This window comes from Roseburia sp. AM23-20, from assembly GCF_003470905.1.
GTDB classification, from domain to species: Bacteria; Bacillota; Clostridia; order Lachnospirales; family Lachnospiraceae; genus Roseburia; species Roseburia rectibacter.
The window spans coordinates 66,877-84,267 of sequence record NZ_QRHS01000001.1; the positions used below are offsets into that span (position 1 = coordinate 66,877).

General features: G+C 41.3%; 15 protein-coding genes and 1 other annotated feature. Of the genes, 14 read left to right on the forward strand and 1 reads right to left on the reverse strand.

What is annotated here, in order from left to right:
• Positions 1-141 precede the first annotated feature (141 nt).
• From DW650_RS00315 to DW650_RS00370, 12 genes are all read left to right on the forward strand, one after another.
• Complete coding sequence (locus tag DW650_RS00315) at positions 142-423, forward strand: nucleotidyltransferase family protein (protein ID WP_117918942.1); 282 nt, start codon at positions 142-144, stop codon at positions 421-423.
• On the forward strand, positions 404-838 hold the full coding sequence (locus DW650_RS00320) for an HI0074 family nucleotidyltransferase substrate-binding subunit (protein WP_118208789.1): 435 nt from the start codon (positions 404-406) through the stop codon (positions 836-838). The genes DW650_RS00315 and DW650_RS00320 overlap by 20 nt, the downstream gene beginning before the upstream one ends.
• Positions 839-1,084: 246 nt before the next feature.
• Positions 1,085-2,614, forward strand: coding sequence for a Y-family DNA polymerase (locus tag DW650_RS00325; RefSeq protein ID WP_118208790.1), 1,530 nt, complete (start codon positions 1,085-1,087; stop codon positions 2,612-2,614).
• Entirely contained in the window at positions 2,611-3,063 is a 453-nt protein-coding gene (locus DW650_RS00330; protein WP_117918936.1) for a hypothetical protein, read from the forward strand. Before DW650_RS00325 ends, DW650_RS00330 begins: the two co-directional genes overlap by 4 nt.
• Positions 3,064-3,177: 114 nt before the next feature.
• A complete protein-coding gene (locus DW650_RS00335; protein WP_118208791.1) occupies positions 3,178-5,397 on the forward strand; it encodes a YhgE/Pip domain-containing protein in 2,220 nt (739 codons plus the stop codon).
• Positions 5,398-5,452: 55 nt separating this feature from the next.
• The gene (locus tag DW650_RS00340) at positions 5,453-5,875 is read left to right on the forward strand and encodes a hypothetical protein (protein WP_117918932.1); all 423 of its coding nucleotides are present in this window, start codon (positions 5,453-5,455) and stop codon (positions 5,873-5,875) included.
• The gene (locus DW650_RS00345; protein ID WP_118208792.1) at positions 5,872-8,019 is read left to right on the forward strand and encodes a YhgE/Pip domain-containing protein; all 2,148 of its coding nucleotides are present in this window, start codon (positions 5,872-5,874) and stop codon (positions 8,017-8,019) included. The genes DW650_RS00340 and DW650_RS00345 overlap by 4 nt, the downstream gene beginning before the upstream one ends.
• Before the next feature lie 173 nt (positions 8,020-8,192).
• A complete protein-coding gene (locus DW650_RS00350) occupies positions 8,193-8,369 on the forward strand; it encodes a permease (protein ID WP_241070681.1) in 177 nt (58 codons plus the stop codon).
• 117 nt (positions 8,370-8,486) lie between these two features.
• Positions 8,487-9,011: an acetolactate synthase small subunit gene (gene ilvN / locus DW650_RS00355; RefSeq protein WP_006858753.1), complete on the forward strand. Its 525-nt coding sequence runs from the start codon at positions 8,487-8,489 to the stop codon at positions 9,009-9,011.
• A 70-nt stretch (positions 9,012-9,081) separates the two neighbouring features.
• The gene (gene ilvC / locus DW650_RS00360; RefSeq protein ID WP_117918928.1) at positions 9,082-10,104 is read left to right on the forward strand and encodes a ketol-acid reductoisomerase; all 1,023 of its coding nucleotides are present in this window, start codon (positions 9,082-9,084) and stop codon (positions 10,102-10,104) included.
• A 116-nt stretch (positions 10,105-10,220) separates the two neighbouring features.
• Positions 10,221-10,467, forward strand: a binding site (T-box leader).
• Positions 10,468-10,582: 115 nt separating this feature from the next.
• Complete coding sequence (gene leuS / locus DW650_RS00365; protein ID WP_022112728.1) at positions 10,583-13,000, forward strand: leucine--tRNA ligase; 2,418 nt, start codon at positions 10,583-10,585, stop codon at positions 12,998-13,000.
• Position 13,001: 1 nt separating this feature from the next.
• Positions 13,002-14,345: an MATE family efflux transporter gene (locus DW650_RS00370; protein ID WP_118208793.1), complete on the forward strand. Its 1,344-nt coding sequence runs from the start codon at positions 13,002-13,004 to the stop codon at positions 14,343-14,345.
• A 149-nt stretch (positions 14,346-14,494) separates the two neighbouring features.
• Here the strand turns inward: DW650_RS00370 and DW650_RS00375 are convergent, their stop codons facing one another.
• Positions 14,495-15,385 (reverse strand): LysR family transcriptional regulator, encoded by an 891-nt coding sequence (locus DW650_RS00375; RefSeq protein ID WP_199654165.1) that lies wholly within the window; start codon positions 15,383-15,385, stop codon positions 14,495-14,497.
• A gap of 226 nt (positions 15,386-15,611) precedes the next feature.
• Between DW650_RS00375 and leuC the strand changes: the two genes are divergently transcribed.
• Together leuC and leuD are read left to right on the forward strand one after the other, a co-directional pair.
• Entirely contained in the window at positions 15,612-16,874 is a 1,263-nt protein-coding gene (leuC, locus tag DW650_RS00380; RefSeq protein ID WP_117918919.1) for a 3-isopropylmalate dehydratase large subunit, read from the forward strand.
• A gap of 23 nt (positions 16,875-16,897) precedes the next feature.
• Positions 16,898-17,386: a 3-isopropylmalate dehydratase small subunit gene (leuD, locus tag DW650_RS00385; protein ID WP_118208795.1), complete on the forward strand. Its 489-nt coding sequence runs from the start codon at positions 16,898-16,900 to the stop codon at positions 17,384-17,386.
• Positions 17,387-17,391 lie beyond the last annotated feature (5 nt).

Consider the following 17,391-nt stretch of genomic DNA (forward strand, 5'->3'; position numbering starts at 1 on the left):
AAATTTAAAGCATAGAAAGAAACGAGATTTTTGTATTTGCAAGAATCCCGTTTCTTTTTCTGTATAAATTTATTTGAATATGATTTATACTTTTATCAGAATTCTAAATGTTTTGAGAAACGGGAGGGTTAGTTTAGAATCATGAATGTAATGCCCGTAAATATATTAATTACAAAAGTTGCAGAAATATGTAAAAAAAATGGTGTAAAAAAATTGGTTCTTATAGGTTCATTCGCAACAGATACAGCAACTCCATATAGTGATATTGATTTTGTAGTTTATGGTGATGTGGATATGGATAAACTTGAACAGGATCTAGAAAAAATAGAAACTTTACGTAAGATAGATATTTTGGAATATAAAACAATTCGAAACCAGTATCTTTTGGAGGATATCGCAAAGTATGGAAAACAAATATATTAACAGATATAAAAATTTTTGCAGAAGTTTGAATAATTTAAAAAAAAGTAAAACAGCAGACCCGGATGCTGATTTTGTGTTAGAAGGTACTGCTCAAAATTATAATTTAACATTTGATTTATCATGGAAAGTGATGAAGGATATTTTAGTCAAAGTATTGGGTATTAATGATATAGCGCTTGGATCGCCAAGAGCGAATTTACAGGCGGCATTTTCAAACAAATTGATTGATGATGATGTTTGGCTGCAAATGTTGAGAACAAGAAATCTGCTTGCTCATGATTATGATGGTGCAGTTGCAAGAGAAAATTTTGAAAAGATAACAACAGTGTATTATGATGTTTTTTATAAATTTAAAATGATAGCAGAAGAGTATTTTGAAAAGGGAATGCAGGAAGAAGACAGTTTTAAAGCCTGATAGGACGTTTCGAAGAGGGGTATTTTGTAGAAAAAGATTATCTATAGATTAAAGTGATATATTTTTTATAAGCCATTTGGACTAACTATCCAGGTGGCTATTTTTGGATGATTTATTAGAATCAGTACCATTATTTTAATATAGTCCGATATTTTCAATTTTTTCCAAAACAGGGTGATAATCGAACATATTTTCTGCTATAATAATATCTATAACCAGAAGCAGAAAGAGAGGCGGCGTCCGGACATGAATGATTCATCCCATATTTATATTGCAATCGATCTGAAATCTTTTTATGCATCTGTAGAATGTGTAAAATTAGGATATGATCCGCTGACGACAAATCTTGTCGTGGCAGACGAGAGCAGAACGGAGAAAACGATCTGCCTTGCGGTATCACCGTCATTAAAGGCATACGGTATTCCGGGACGTGCAAGATTATTTGAAGTGGTGCAGAAAGTAAAACAGGTCAATAAGGAGCGGAGAAGCCGGATTGCCGGTGGAATGTTTACAGGAAAATCAGCAGATGACAAGGAACTGAAAAATAATCCGGCACTGGAACTGACTTATATTACAGCACCACCGCGCATGGCGCTTTATATGGAAGAAAGTAACCGGATCTATGATATTTATTTAAAATATGTAGCACCGGAAGATATGCATGTTTATTCCGTGGATGAAGTATTTATGGATGTAACGCATTATCTGAAAACATATCAGATGAGTGCAAGGGAGCTTGCAGAGAAAATGATTCAGGATGTTTTAAAAGAAACCGGTGTTACGGCAACCGCCGGTATCGGTACGAATCTTTATCTGTGCAAGGTTGCGATGGATGTTGTTGCAAAACATGTGACACCGGATGCAAATGGAGTGCGGATCGCAGAGCTTGATGAGATGAGTTACCGCCGGCTGCTGTGGGATCACAGACCGCTGACAGATTTCTGGAGGGTTGGCGGTGGATACCGGAAAAAATTAGAGGCGGCAGGACTGTATACAATGGGAGATGTTGCCCGCTGTTCATTGGGGAGGGAACAGGATTTTTATAACGAAGATCTGCTATACAGGATGTTTGGCATCAATGCAGAACTTCTGATCGATCATGCATGGGGGTATGAGCCGACCACGATCGATCTGATCAAGGCGTACAAGCCGGAGACAAACAGCATTAGTTCCGGGCAGGTATTACAGTGTCCATATGAATTTGAAAAGGGAAAGCTGATCGTCCGGGAAATGACGGATCTGCTTGTACTGGATCTTGTGGACAAACATCTGGTTACAGATCAGATGGTACTTACCATCGGTTATGATATCGATAATCTGACTGATCCGAAGCGTAAAAATGCATATCATGGGGAAGTGACCATTGACCGTTATGGAAGAAAAGTGCCAAAACACGCTCACGGTACGATCAATCTGAAAAGCCGGACTTCATCGACCAAACAGATTATGGATGCTGTTATGGAGTTATATGACCGTATCGTAGATCCAGATCTTCTGATCCGCCGGATTTATGTTGTCGCCTGCAGGCTGTCGGATGAAACTTCAGCAAGACAGGATGATACATTTGAACAGTTGGATCTGTTTACGGATTATGCGGCATTAGAAGAAAAAAAGCAGGCGGAAAAGGAAAAAATGGAAAAAGAGAGAAAACTTCAGGAGGCAGTTCTCAGTGTAAAAAAGAAATATGGGAAAAATGCCATGTTAAAGGGGATGAATCTTCAGGAAGGCGCTACAAGCATAGAACGTAACAGGCAGATCGGGGGACACAAAGCATGAGGGAACAAAATCTGTTTAAAGAAAAAGAAACACACAAATATGATGATATCATCCATCTGCCACACCATGTTTCTGTAAAACATCCGCAGATGGCATTGTTAGACAGAGCAGCGCAATTTTCTCCTTTTGCAGCACTGACAGGACATGAGGATTCAATCCGTGAGACGGCAAGACGGACAGAAGATTTTTTAGAACTTGATGAGGATAAAAAAGAACAGCTTGATGAAAAAATGCGCTGTTTACTGGAACATTTTACGGAAAAACCGGAGATTACGCTTACTTATTTTGTGCCGGATGAAAAGAAAGACGGCGGGGCCTATGTTACACACTGTGGCAGAGTGCGGAAAATAGATACCTGTCATCACAGACTTATATTTGAGGATAGAACGGAAGTTCCCCTGCAATTTATTTTTGAAATAGACGGTGAAATATTTAAAGATGCAGAGTGAAGGGATAAGAGCGGTAAATTTGACAATCGATATTCCGGATGGTATAATTTCCCGATAATAGGGACTTTTGCGCTATTGAAGAAGAATATGGAAAAGTTAAGGAGCTTGTGAGGCATGAAAAATATATGGCATATTTTTAGCGGGGATATGAAGAGACTGGTGCGCAATCCTTTTGCACTGATAATCGCAATAGGTCTTTGTATCATACCATCGCTATATGCATGGTTTAATATTTACTCGAACTGGGATCCGTATGCGAATACAAAAAATATCAAAATTGCGGTAGCTACGGAAGATGCAGGATATCAGATGGATGATGGAACCACTGTGAATATGGGTGATTCGGTCATTGAGAGCTTAAAGGAAAATGATAAGATCGGATGGGTATTTACAGACACGAAAGATGCGGCTTTAGAAGGCGTCTATAGTGGCGAATATTATGCGGCAGTCATCATCAGTTCTGATTTTACATATAGTATGTATAACGTGTTCCGGGAAGATTTTAAGGGGCCGACTATTTCTTATTATGAGAACGAAAAAAAGAATGCCGTAGCAACAAAGATCACGGATTCTGCAGTATCAACCTTAAAACAGAGTATCAATGAACAGTTTATAGAAGTGCTTGCAAGCAATATATTTGAGCAGACAAATCATATTTCAGAACAGATGGAAGAAAATGATAAGTTTGCCTATTTTCAGAGTAAACTAGAGAACCTGAATGAAAATCTGATCGGGTACAGTAAGATGATCGACACATTTATTGCCGGCAACGGAGAACTTTCACAGGCAGTTGCAGAGGCAAAAGGCAGTATTCCGGGTCTCAGTAATAAAGTATCAGATGGCGCAAAGAGTTTTGGTACGGCAAGAAGCAGTCTGGATGATACAAAAACGTCATTAAATTCGTTCAGTGAAAATGTAAATCAGACAATGACAAGTATCAATGACTCTATGAACAGGATTCGGGACAGCATTAATGCAACGAATCTTGCAGGAGATGCACAGCAGACGGCGGACAGTCTGAATCAGGCGGCATTGGACGCAGTGGAATTGCAACGGGAACTGAACCGTCTGCAGGAACATTTAAAAAAGGTGATTGTTGAGGAGAGCGTGTCGGATGATGACCGTGCTGTCATTCAGAAGATCATTGAGACGATAGAGTCGATCAATGGTGGCGCAACGGATATTGAGAAGGCAATCAGCAGCATTAACCAGATCGCAATGGGATTTTCAGGAGATTCCCAGACGGATGCGATCAATACGCAGGTGTCAGGAAGTATGGTTGCAGATGCGATCAATCAGTCTTTGTCGGATATGACACAGGTTTTAACTACCTGTTCCCAGGCAATCGCAAATATGCAGGAGATGTATACGACAAGTCTTGTCCCACAGTTAAATAATGTGATCGACAGTATGAGTCAGATGTTAAATAATGTATCAGATATTCTGACCAGATTAGATGACACTTTAGGAGATATGAATTCTGTATTTTCCGGAATTGAGACAACTGTGACAGGTGCAAATGACAGTTTAGAGCAGATTCAGACTGTTATTGACGGGGTAAGTGAAAAATTAACGAAATTGTTAGAACGTCTGAATTCGGTTGAGGATGACGAAAAGGTACAGGCGTTTATCGAGTTTATGAAGGGTGACCCGGAAGGCTATGGAGAATTCTTCTCACAGCCGGTGCTGGTTACAACGGAGGAAGTTTATCCGATTCCAAATTATGGTTCAGCAATGACACCGTTTTACTCAATTCTTGCAATCTGGGTTGGAGGAACAATCCTTGTTGCCCTGATCAAGGTAAAAGCAGAACCAAAAGATTTAGAGAATGTAAAATCATATCAGCTCTTTTTCGGAAGATATCTGTTGTTTTTTGTGATGGGACAGTTACAGGCGCTGATCATAGTATTAGGAGATATCTATATCCTGCACTGTCAGATTTTGTATCCGGGATGGTTCTGGCTGGTTGCTTCACTTGCCAGTGTTACGTTTACATTACTGATCTATTCCCTTGCACTTTCGTTTGGTGATGTGGGAAAAGCCCTTGCGGTTGTGATCATGGTAATCCAGATCGCGGGTTCAGGAGGAACATTCCCAATTGAACTTTTGCCGGCGGTTTACCGGAATATATACATATTTTTCCCGTTCCCGTATGCAATCAATGCGATGCGTGAAACGATCGGTGGTATGTATGGCAGCGACTATATGAAGAATCTGTCAGAATTGATGATCTTTGCCGTCGTAGGTCTCTTGATCGGACTGGTGATCCGTATTCCATTTGTGAAACTGAATCATTTTGTGGAAAAACGAATGGAAGATACAAAAATGATGTAACAGAAGCATAACGAAAAATAATTTTGTTATAGATAGCAGAATTGGAGAAAAAAGAATGGAAGAAAAAAGCAGATACGAGGAAATGTACGGAAAACTCGTTGCGTACGAACAGAATATCCATTTACAGAATCAAAAACGGATCAAGATCGGTCTTAAATGTATTGCAATCATTCCGCCTATATTTTTGATCCTTTTATTCTGGACAGACAGTAACAAGGTAGTTTTCCTGATCTTATGGATCGTATCATTATTTGCACTTGCAACTTATCTGATCCTTGTCGAGTATGTAGATTATAACCTGCAGGAAAAATTAAATGAGCTGCGGGATGAAGAGGATAAATCTGTGGATGTTCTTATGGGAAAACAGCTTGATGAAGTTGAGGAAAATATTAAAAATGCCATTCAGAAATTGGACGAAAAGTTTAATTCTGAGGCAGAGATTCAGAAGATAGCAGAGAACGAGGAGAAAACGGAATGAAAAATATATTTAAAATCTTTATCTCCGATATGAAAAGGATCTTTCAGAACGTGGTTGCTGTTGTGGTTATCATGGGACTTTGTGTGATTCCATGCCTTTATGCATGGTTTAATATACTTTCAAACTGGGATCCATACGGACCAAGTGCAACTTCAAACCTGAAAGTTGCAGTGGTATCCGAAGATGAAGGTGTGAGTGTGGCTGGTATTTCTGTCAACATTGGTTCATCTGTTGTCGAAGCGTTACAGGAAAACAAAGCTATGGGCTGGGTATTTACCGACACATCTGATGAGGCGGTAGATGGCGTTTACAGTGGCGAATATTATGCAGCTCTTGTTATCCCGGACGACTTTACTGAGGAAATGATCAGTTTTCTTGGCGGGCAGATTGAACATCCGGACATCATCTATTACGAAAATGAAAAGAAAAATGCAATAGCTCCTAAAATTACATCAAAAGCAAAAACTTCGGTTCAGGAACAGGTGAATTCAAGTTTTGTGAGCACACTTGCAGAGGCAATGATGCAGGTTGGGGATGCAGTTGCAGGGACGGATGTTGACGGAGGTTCTCTTGCAGATACGATTACGCAACGGCTGAATGACGTAAGTGGTGATCTGCAGAGTTACATTAATATCCTGAATTCATTTGCAAGTATTTTAAATTCTGCACAGAGTATTGTTGCGACCAGTCAGGTCATGCTTCCGGGACTTGATTCAATGGTTTCCACCGGTCAGGATACAGTAAACAGCATGGAAAGTCTGATCCTTGCCGGAAATGCGACGACAGATACGGTGACGCAGATGGTTACATACAGTTTTGATCTGGTTGAGAACAGCTTAAACAATGTGTCAATGGTTGTGTTAAATGACATGGAAAAACTGCAAAAATACGAGGATGCAGCAGGAAACGGACTGAATGCAACAATATCCGTGGTACCTTATCTGGAAAAAATGTTTAATGATTCAGTTTCGAGCTGGGAGGGCACAGCTGATGATGAAACGAGGATGCAGATTCAGAATGTCCGTGACAGGTTAAAGATGATCGAACTTGAACTGAACGGACTTGCAGAAAATGGAACTGCAACAGCGGAAGATATCAGTACCTTAAAGAGTCAGATAACAACAGAGATCGAAAACTGTAAGACAGCGCTGGATGCATTGAAGCATGCATTTGAGTATTCTGTAAAACCGCAACTTGACTCTACAATGAATGCAATGCAGAATTCCATGATTGCGACAACATCGATTTTAAATGGTATCAATGCAGATTTTGGTGATGTGGAAAAAGTACTTTCAAAATACGAAGATACACTTGCAAACGGAAGTGCAGATTTGTATGAATCACTGGAAATGGCACAGGAATTATTTAATAAACTTACGCAGATCATCACAGATTTTACGACACTGCGTCAGGATGAACAGTACAAACAGTTTATGGAGATACTCGAGACAGATCCGCAGCAGCTTGGAAACTTTATCTCATCTCCGGTAAACCTTGATACGGTTGGAATTTATGAGATTGAAAATTATGGATCTGCCATGGCTCCATTTTATACGATACTGGCACTGTGGGTAGGGGCTCTGATCCTGGTGGCGATCATTCATGTAAAAGTAGAACCGGAAGAAGGAATCACAGATATCAAACCATACCAGGCATATTTCGGGCGTTATATTCTCTTTTTCCTGGTAGGGCAGGTGCAGACGCTGATCACAGTACTTGGAGATCTGTTTTATGTAAGGATACAGTGTCATAATCCGTTTTTATTCTGGGTTGCTGCCGCAGTCAGCAGTTTTGTTTTCACACTGTTTATCTATTCACTCACGGTTGCATTTGGAAATGTCGGTGAGGCACTTGCGATTGTTGTCATGGTTATTCAGGTAGCCGGTGCGGGTGGAACATTCCCGATTGAGACGCTGCCGCAGGTTTACCAGTCGCTTTATAAATACCTGCCGTTCCCATATGGAATGAATGCCATGAGAGAGACAATTGGCGGAATCTATCAGATGAATTACTGGATCTATGTCGGAAAACTTGCAATTTATCTGGTTATTTCACTGGTCATTGGACTTCTTGTAGCGATACCGTTCCGCAAATTGAACCATATCATTGAGAAGAGCAAAGAAAATACAGAGATTATGATATGAGTAAGCAATGAGCAGTGCCACATGAAAGTAAAGCAAAAAATGGCTGCTTGCAGACATTTTTTTGCTTTATTTTCATGTGATAGGGCAAATGCCCGTCAGTCCGGAAAATCATTGATTTTTCGGACGTGCACTGCAATCTAAAGTTTTGTGATATAAGATATAGGGAGTAAAAAATGTTATTGATTCGGATGGTATTACTTTTTACAGGACTTCTTATGGCAATCGTGCCAGGAGTATGTACAAGAAAAGACCAGAGGGGTGATCTGAATGCCGAAAAGCGGATCAGACAGATTGGTGTCTGGTTTGTTGCTGCTGCGGTTATATGGATCATTACCGCAAAATTTATCTGAAAATGAGACTATGTTTTTGACTGGACAAAAAAATTGTTTATTGACAAAAAATTTCGATGTGATATCATAGCTTTAGTGTGATGTGTGATTAAAGTATTAAACTATTGGAGATGCAGAATGAGAAAACAGGTATTATCTCTATTAGTGGAGAATAACCCGGGTGTGACAAGTCATATTTCAGGACTTTTCAGCAGAAGAGGTTACAACATTGACAGTTTTTCTTCCGGTGTGACCGCAGATCCGAGATATACAAGGATTACGATCGTTGCGACCGGTGATGAGCAGATCTTAGAGCAGATTGAGAAACAGCTTGCAAAGTTGGAAGATGTTGTTGATATCAAAAAACTTGAAAATGGCTCGTCAGTGACAAGAGAACTGATCTTGGTTAAGATTCGTGCGAAAGATACAGAACGCCAGCCAATCTTAAATGTAACGGAGATCTTTCATGGAAAAGTTGTAGATGTGACCCATGATTCGATGGTGATCGAGCTGACAGGACATCAGGATAAGTTAGATGCTTTCCTTGATCTTTTGTCCGGATATGAGATATTAGAGCTTGCACGTACCGGACTGACCGGATTGTCGAGAGGCATTTCCGATGTCGTTATGTTAGACGAAGACGGCAAAAGAGTATCATTATAACAAAATAAGCAGATAAGAATATGCAAATGCATATTTTTTATTAAGAAACCAAAACTGGAGGAAATTAATTATGGCAGCAAAAATATTTTATCAGGAAGACTGTAACCTTTCACTTTTAGACGGAAAGACGATCGCAATTATCGGCTACGGCAGTCAGGGACATGCACATGCATTGAACTTAAAAGATTCCGGATGCCATGTTATCATTGGTCTTTATGAAGGAAGCAAATCCTGGGCAAAAGCTGAGAAGCAGGGATTTGAAGTATATACAACAGCAGAGGCAGCAAAGAAAGCTGATATCATCATGATACTGATCAACGATGAAAAACAGGCAGATATGTACAAAAAAGATATCGAGCCAAACCTTGAGGCAGGCAATATGTTAATGTTTGCACATGGTTTCAATATCCATTTCGGATGTATCGTACCTCCAAAGGATGTAGATGTTACTATGATCGCTCCGAAAGCTCCGGGACATACAGTACGTTCTGAGTATCAGGCTGGAAAAGGAACACCTTGTCTGATCGCTGTTGAGCAGGATGCAACAGGAAAAGCACAGGATCTTGCATTAGCATATGCACTTGGTATCGGTGGAGCAAGAGCCGGTGTTCTTGAGACAACATTCCGTACCGAGACAGAGACAGACCTTTTTGGTGAGCAGGCAGTTCTTTGCGGTGGTGTCTGTGCATTAATGCAGGCAGGTTTCGAGACATTATGCGAAGCTGGTTATGATCCAAGAAATGCATACTTCGAGTGTATCCATGAGATGAAACTGATCGTAGACTTAATCTACCAGTCAGGTTTCGAGGGAATGAGATATTCTATCTCCAACACAGCAGAGTATGGTGATTACATTACAGGACCGAAGATCATCACAGAGGATACAAAGAAGGCAATGAAACAGATCCTTTCCGATATTCAGGATGGTACATTTGCAAAAGACTTCTTACTGGATATGTCTCCGGCAGGACGTCAGGTTCACTTCAAAGCTATGAGAAAGAAAGCTGCAGAGCATCCATCAGAGCAGGTTGGTAAAGAGATCCGTAAACTGTATAGCTGGAACAATGAAGAAGATAAATTAATCAACAACTAATTTTGAATCGATTGAAAGAGTCATCACATAGTTACTGTTTGTGGTGGCTCTTTTTTGTTTCAATACTTGACAAAAACAGGGTATATGATAAAATAAATCATGTTGTGAATAAAATACATCAGACTTTGATAAGGAATAGTAAGAATTTTTTGCTTTCTCAGAGAGCTGCCGGATGCTGTGAGGCAGTAAAGTGAAATTCCCAACTCACCTTTGAGTCCTTTTGCCCAAGCTGCCAGTTACAGTGAGTAAGCAAAAGCGTGTTGTCCGCGTTAAGGATCATAAGAGCGTATTTTTATTTTCTATGAAATCATAAGAATACGAATTAGAGTGGTACCACGGAGTAAGACAGACTTCGTCTCTAAAGATATTTTTATTTGAAAATATCTTCCGAGACGAAGTTTTTTTTCGCAAAACAAGGAGGAAAATCCTCTGCTCGTCAGAGAACTCGCATTTTCCTTCGGAAAACAAGGAGGATTATATGTCAGAACTTTACAATCACAAAGTCGTTGAGAAAAAATGGCAGAAAGTCTGGGATGATAATAAGGCTTTTGCTGCGACAGACGACTACAGCAAACCAAAATATTACGCATTGGTAGAATTTCCGTATCCGTCAGGACAGGGACTTCATGTAGGTCATCCGAGACCTTATACAGCACTTGATATTGTTGCAAGAAAGCGCAGAATGCAGGGCTATAACGTACTTTATCCGATGGGATGGGACGCATTCGGACTTCCGACTGAGAACTATGCGATCAAAAATAAGATTCATCCGAAGATCGTAACTGAAAACAATGTAAAACGTTTCAAAGAGCAGCTTCATTCTTTAGGCTATTCATTCGACTGGGACAGAGAGATCAACACTACAGATCCGAGTTATTACAAATGGACACAGTGGATTTTCTTAAAACTATTTAAAGCAGGACTTGCTTACAAAAAAGAGATGCCGATCAACTGGTGTACTTCCTGTAAAGTAGGCCTGGCAAACGAGGAAGTTGTGAACGGTGTCTGCGAGCGTTGTGGTGCTCCGGTTGTCCGCAAAGTAAAGAGTGAGTGGATGTTAAAGATCACTGATTATGCTGAGAAACTGTTAGAGGGCTTAAATGATGTAGATTATATCGAGCGTGTCAAGGTTTCCCAGAAAAACTGGATCGGTAAATCACAGGGTGCAGAGGTAGATTTTGCGATCGCCGGAAAAGAGGACAAACTCCGTGTTTATACGACACGTTGTGATACATTATTTGGTGCTACTTACATGGTTGTATCCCCGGAGCATCCGATCATTGATAAATATAAAGACGAGTTAAAGAACTGGGATGCGATTGCTGCATACCGTGAGGAAGCTGCAAAGAAATCCGATTTTGAACGTTCAGAACTTGCAAAAGATAAGACGGGTGTGGAGATTGACGGTCTTATGGCAGTCAATCCGGTAACCGGAAAAGAAATCCCGATCTGGATTTCCGATTATGTATTAATGTCTTACGGAACAGGCGCGATCATGGCAGTACCGGCACATGATGAGAGAGACTGGGAATTTGCCAAAAAGTTCAATATTCCAATGGTACAGGTTGTTGCAAAAAATGGTGAGGAAGTTGACATCAACGAAGCGGCATTTACAGATGTTGCAACCGGTGTTCTGATCAATTCTGAGTTCTTAAACGGACTGGAAGTAAAAGATGCAAAGGCAAAAATGATTGCATTTTTAGAGGAAAAAGGCATTGGTACAGCAAAGACCAACTATAAATTAAGAGACTGGGTATTCTCACGTCAGCGTTACTGGGGTGAGCCGATTCCGATCGTTCACTGTGATAAATGTGGTTATGTGCCGATCGATGAGAGTGAACTGCCATTGATGCTTCCAGAGGTAGAAAGTTATATGCCGACGGATAATGGAGAGTCTCCACTTGCTGCGATGACAGACTGGGTAAATACAACCTGTCCTTGCTGTGGTGGTCCTGCAAAGAGAGAGACAGATACCATGCCGCAGTGGGCTGGATCTTCCTGGTATTTCTTAAGATATACCGATCCGCATAATGATGAGGCGCTTGCAAGTCCGGAAGCATTAAAATACTGGATGCCGGTTGACTGGTACAATGGAGGTATGGAGCATACAACACTTCATCTGTTATATTCCAGATTCTGGCACAAATTCCTGTATGATGAGAAAGTAGTTCCATGTCCGGAGCCTTACCAGAAACGTACATCCCATGGTATGATCCTTGGTGAGAACGGAGAGAAGATGTCAAAATCCAGAGGAAATGTCGTAAATCCGGATGATATCGTAAGAGAGTATGGTGCAGATACATTAAGAACATATGAAATGTTTATCGGAGCATTTGATTTAAGTGCATCCTGGTCTGAGGATGGTGTAAAAGGCTGCCGTCGTTTCTTAGAGCGTGTATGGAAGTTACAGGACATCATGACAGATGAAACCGGATATTCCAAAGAACTTGAGACAAAGATGCATCAGACCATCAAGAAAGTCAGCAGCGATTATGAGAATCTGAAATACAATACCGCGATCGCTGCAATGATGGCTTTGATTAACGAGTTCTATAAGAAAAATGCTGTGACTAAGGGCGAGTATGAGACACTCTTAATTCTGTTAAACCCGGTTGCTCCGCATATCACAGAGGAACTCTGGCAGATCATTGGCGGAACAGGTTATGTATACCAGCAGAAATGGCCGGAATTTGACGAGGCAAAAACAGTTGAAAATACGGTTGAGATCGCAGTACAGATCAATGGAAAAACGAAAGGAACATTGGCAATCGGCAGAAATGACGCAAAAGATGATGTTATTGCAAAAGCAAAAGAATCAATTGCAGATAAGCTGACTGGAAACATTGTAAAAGAGATTTACGTTCCGGGAAGAATTGTCAATATTGTAATGAAATAAGATGAAAAAAGGAACAAACTTATTAGAGGGTTCCATCTGGAAGGGGATTGTGTCATTTGCAATCCCCCTCTTTTTAGGAAACCTGTTTCAGCAGTTATATAATACCGCCGATTCTCTGATCGTCGGTAATTTTCTTGGCAGTGATGCTCTTGCAGCTGTCAGTTCTTCCGGTAGTCTGATATTTCTGATGGTCGGTTTTTTTAATGGAATTGCAGTTGGTGCCGGCGTTGTCATTTCGAAATATTTTGGAGCAGCAGATTATGAAGGATTGAAAAAAGCGGTACATACCAATATTGCATTTGGTCTGGTGTCCGGCTGTATTCTGACCGCGATCGGGATGATCCTAGCTCCCCAGATCCTTGTTCTGATGGGAACGCCGGAGTCGGTACTGCCAAATTCTATTGTATACTTCAGGGTATATTTTGCCGGATCGATCGCTTTTGTTATGTACAATATCGTGATGGGGATTTTGCAGGCAGTCGGAGACAGCAGACATCCGCTTTATTATCTGATTTTTTCATCCATCGTTAATATTATACTGGATTTATTATTTGTCGGATTGTTAGGATTTGGTGTCGGTGCTGCAGCACTTGCAACGATTATTTCACAGTTTTCCAGTGCATTTTTATGTATGATGCGTCTGATGCGGACCAAAGATGTTTATCAGGTGCAGATCTCGCAGATACGTTTTCATAAGGGAATGTTAGGACAGATCATAGGGATCGGACTGCCGTCCGGTATGCAGAATTCCATCATTTCATTTGCAAATATTATTGTACAGACGAATATTAACAAATTTGGAGTGATGGCGGTTGCAGGATGTGGTGTTTATTCAAAAATAGAAGGCTTTGCATTTCTGCCGATCACCTGTTTTGCTATGTCACTTACAACATTCATCGGACAGAATCTTGGCGCGAGGCAGTACGACAGAGCAAAAAAAGGTGCGTATTTTGGCATTACCTGTTCGACACTGCTTGCGGAAGTGGTTGGTGTGATCGTATTTTTTACGATACCGCAGCTTGCTGCAGCGTTCAACAGTGAAACACAGGTCGTTGAATTTGCAACCAAACAGGCACATATAGAGGCTTTTTTCTATTGTTTCCTAGCATTTTCCCACTGCATTGCAGGTATCATGCGCGGTGCGGGAAAATCTGCCGTGCCGATGTTCGTCATGCTTGCATCCTGGTGCATCATAAGGATCACATACATCACGGTTACTGTGCATTTTATTCCGAAGATCCAGGTCATCTTCTGGGCATACCCATTGACCTGGTCAATCAGTTCGGTGATCTTTTTGATTTACTTCTTAAAAGCCAACTGGCTGTATAGTTTTGAGAAAAAGTAAAGTTTGTTGCGCCAATTCGCTTTGCGAATATGGCTGTATAGTTTTGAGAAAAAGTAGAGTTTGTTGTGCCAATTCGCTTTGCCAACCTGGCTGTATAGTTCATGATAATAGAATGTTCGCGGAGCGTGCATTCTATTATATTGTATCTGTTAAAAGTTTTTATAAAACCGGATAAATTCGGCGAGTGTTTTGGAAGGTTTTGTTGTTGTCTTATAGGCAAAACCGACCTCACGCTTATGGATTGGGATGCCAAGCGGAATCTCCACTAAGGCGCCGGAGGCGAGATCCTCTTTTACAAAACTTTTGATGACGCAGGCAACGCCGACACCGATACGGGCAAAGTCGATCAGAAGATCCATGCTGGAGATATCGATGGATTCTTTGACCTGAATCTGGTTGTCGGAAAGATAGTCGTCGATATACTGGCGTGTCATATTGTTTTTATCGAGCAGCATCAGTGTTGAGTTTGTCAGAATCTGATCCTTGTGGACGCCGCGCGCGCGCAAATTCCGCAGATAGTCTTTGGTGCAGACAAAGATATCTTCGATCTCCTCGAGAAAATCAAAATGGATATTTTTTAAATTATCCGGTTTTCCTACCAGACCGATATCAATTTTATTGTCTTCAAGCAGCTCAAGTGTCTCATTTGTAGACTGGCAGGTGATGGAGATAGAGACGTGCGGGTTCTGGCGTATGAACTCCTGCAGATAAGGGAGCAGCAGATATTTACAGAGGGTTGCGCTGACGCCGATCTTTAAGTGGCCGACACCGAGTTCAATGGAGCGTTTTAATTTTTCCTCACCGAGGGTTAAAGTCTCAAAGGCGCTGCTCACATGGTCGTAGAGCAGTTTTCCCTCATCGGTTAAGACAACACCGCGGGAACTTCTGGAAAACAGCTTGCAGCCGACACTTTCCTCTAATTTCTGGATGGATTTACTGATGGCAGGCTGGCTGATGTAGAGTTCTTTGGCAGCCTTTGAAATGTTGCCGGTATTTGCAACGGTATAAAAAATCCGGTAAGATGATAAATTCTGGTTCATGATAAAATTCCTTTCTGATACTGGATACATCGATAATTTTTCTCATTATACCATGAAGTTTAGTTATGGTAAATATATTTAATATGTATTTTTATTATAGTAACACCTGTGTTAGAATAACATACAGATAGGACAGCGAGTGTTGTTCTACACACACATCACACAAAAAAGGAACGGGCACACACCATTCCTGACACAGATTTTAATTTTTTAGGAGGATATACCCATGGGGATGACGATGACACAGAAAATCCTTGCAGCACATGCAGGACTTCCATCAGTCAGTGCCGGACAGCTTATTGAGGCAGATTTGGATCTGGTTTTAGGCAATGACATTACTTCACCGGTGGCGATTCATGAAATGGATAAAATGAAGGTGGACGGTGTCTTTGATAAGGATAAGATCGCACTTGTGTTAGATCATTTTGTGCCAAATAAAGATATCAAATCTGCACAGCATTGCAAATGCGTCAGAGAGTTTGCCTGCCGGCATGATATTACAAATTATTTTGATGTAGGAGAGATGGGAATAGAGCATGCACTGCTGCCGGAGAAAGGTCTTACCGTGGCAGGCGATGTCATTATCGGTGCGGATTCCCACACCTGTACCTATGGTGCGCTGGGTGCATTTTCCACCGGAGTCGGCAGTACCGATATGGCGGCTGGTATGGCGACTGGAAAAGCATGGTTTAAAGTTCCGGCAGCGATCAAATTTGTCCTGACCGGCAAACCGGCAAAATGGATCAGCGGAAAAGACATCATTTTACATATCATTGGAATGATCGGTGTGGATGGTGCACTCTACAAATCAATGGAATTTGTTGGAGATGGCATTTCTTACCTTTCAATGGATGACCGTTTTACGATCGCAAACATGGCAATCGAAGCAGGCGGAAAAAATGGTATTTTCCCGGTAGATGATCTTGCAAAAGAATATATGGAAGCACATTCCAAACGTCCATATGTTGTCTATGAGGCAGATGAGGATGCAGAGTACGAGGAGACTTATACGATCGACCTCAGTACTTTAAAACCTACCGTTGCATTCCCGCACCTTCCGGAGAACACAAAGACGATCGACGAGGTCGGCGATATCAAGATCGACCAGGTAGTGATCGGTTCCTGTACAAACGGAAGGATGGATGATCTGCGTGTGGCAGCTTCTATCTTAAAAGGCAAAAAAGTAGCAAAAGGACTGCGTGTGATCGTGATCCCGGCAACACAGAAGATCTACCTCGATGCAATGGAAGAAGGACTGCTTAAGATTTTTATTGAGGCTGGTGCAGTTGTGAGCACACCGACCTGCGGACCTTGCCTTGGTGGTTATATGGGAATCCTTGCAGAGCATGAGCGCTGCGTTTCCACCACAAATCGTAACTTCGTAGGAAGAATGGGACATGTGGAGTCTGAGATTTATCTTGCCAGCCCGGCAGTAGCGGCAGCAAGTGCGATCACCGGAAAACTTTCCGGACCGGATGAAGTAGCATAGGTTTAAGAAAAAGGAGAGTAAACATGAAAGCAGCAAAAGGTCATGTATTCAAATACGGAGACAACGTAGATACCGATGTCATCATTCCGGCAAGATACTTAAATTCTTCTGATCCGAAGGAACTGGCATTGCATTGCATGGAAGATATCGATAAAGATTTCGTAAAGAATGTCAAAGCAGGAGATATCATGGTGGCAAATAAAAACTTTGGATGCGGTTCATCCAGAGAGCATGCGCCGATCGCTATCAAGGCAGCTGGTGTGAGCTGTGTCATCGCAGAGACATTTGCGCGTATTTTTTACCGCAATTCGATCAACATCGGACTACCGATCATTGAATGTCCGCAGGCAGCAAAAGAGATCGAAGCCGGAGACGAAGTGGAAGTCAACTTTGACACAGGAGTGATCACGGATGTGACAAAGGGTACCTCATATCAGGGCCAGGCGTTCCCGCCGTTCATGCAGAAAATTATTGACTGTGAGGGACTGGTCAACTATATTAACCAGAAATAAAATGA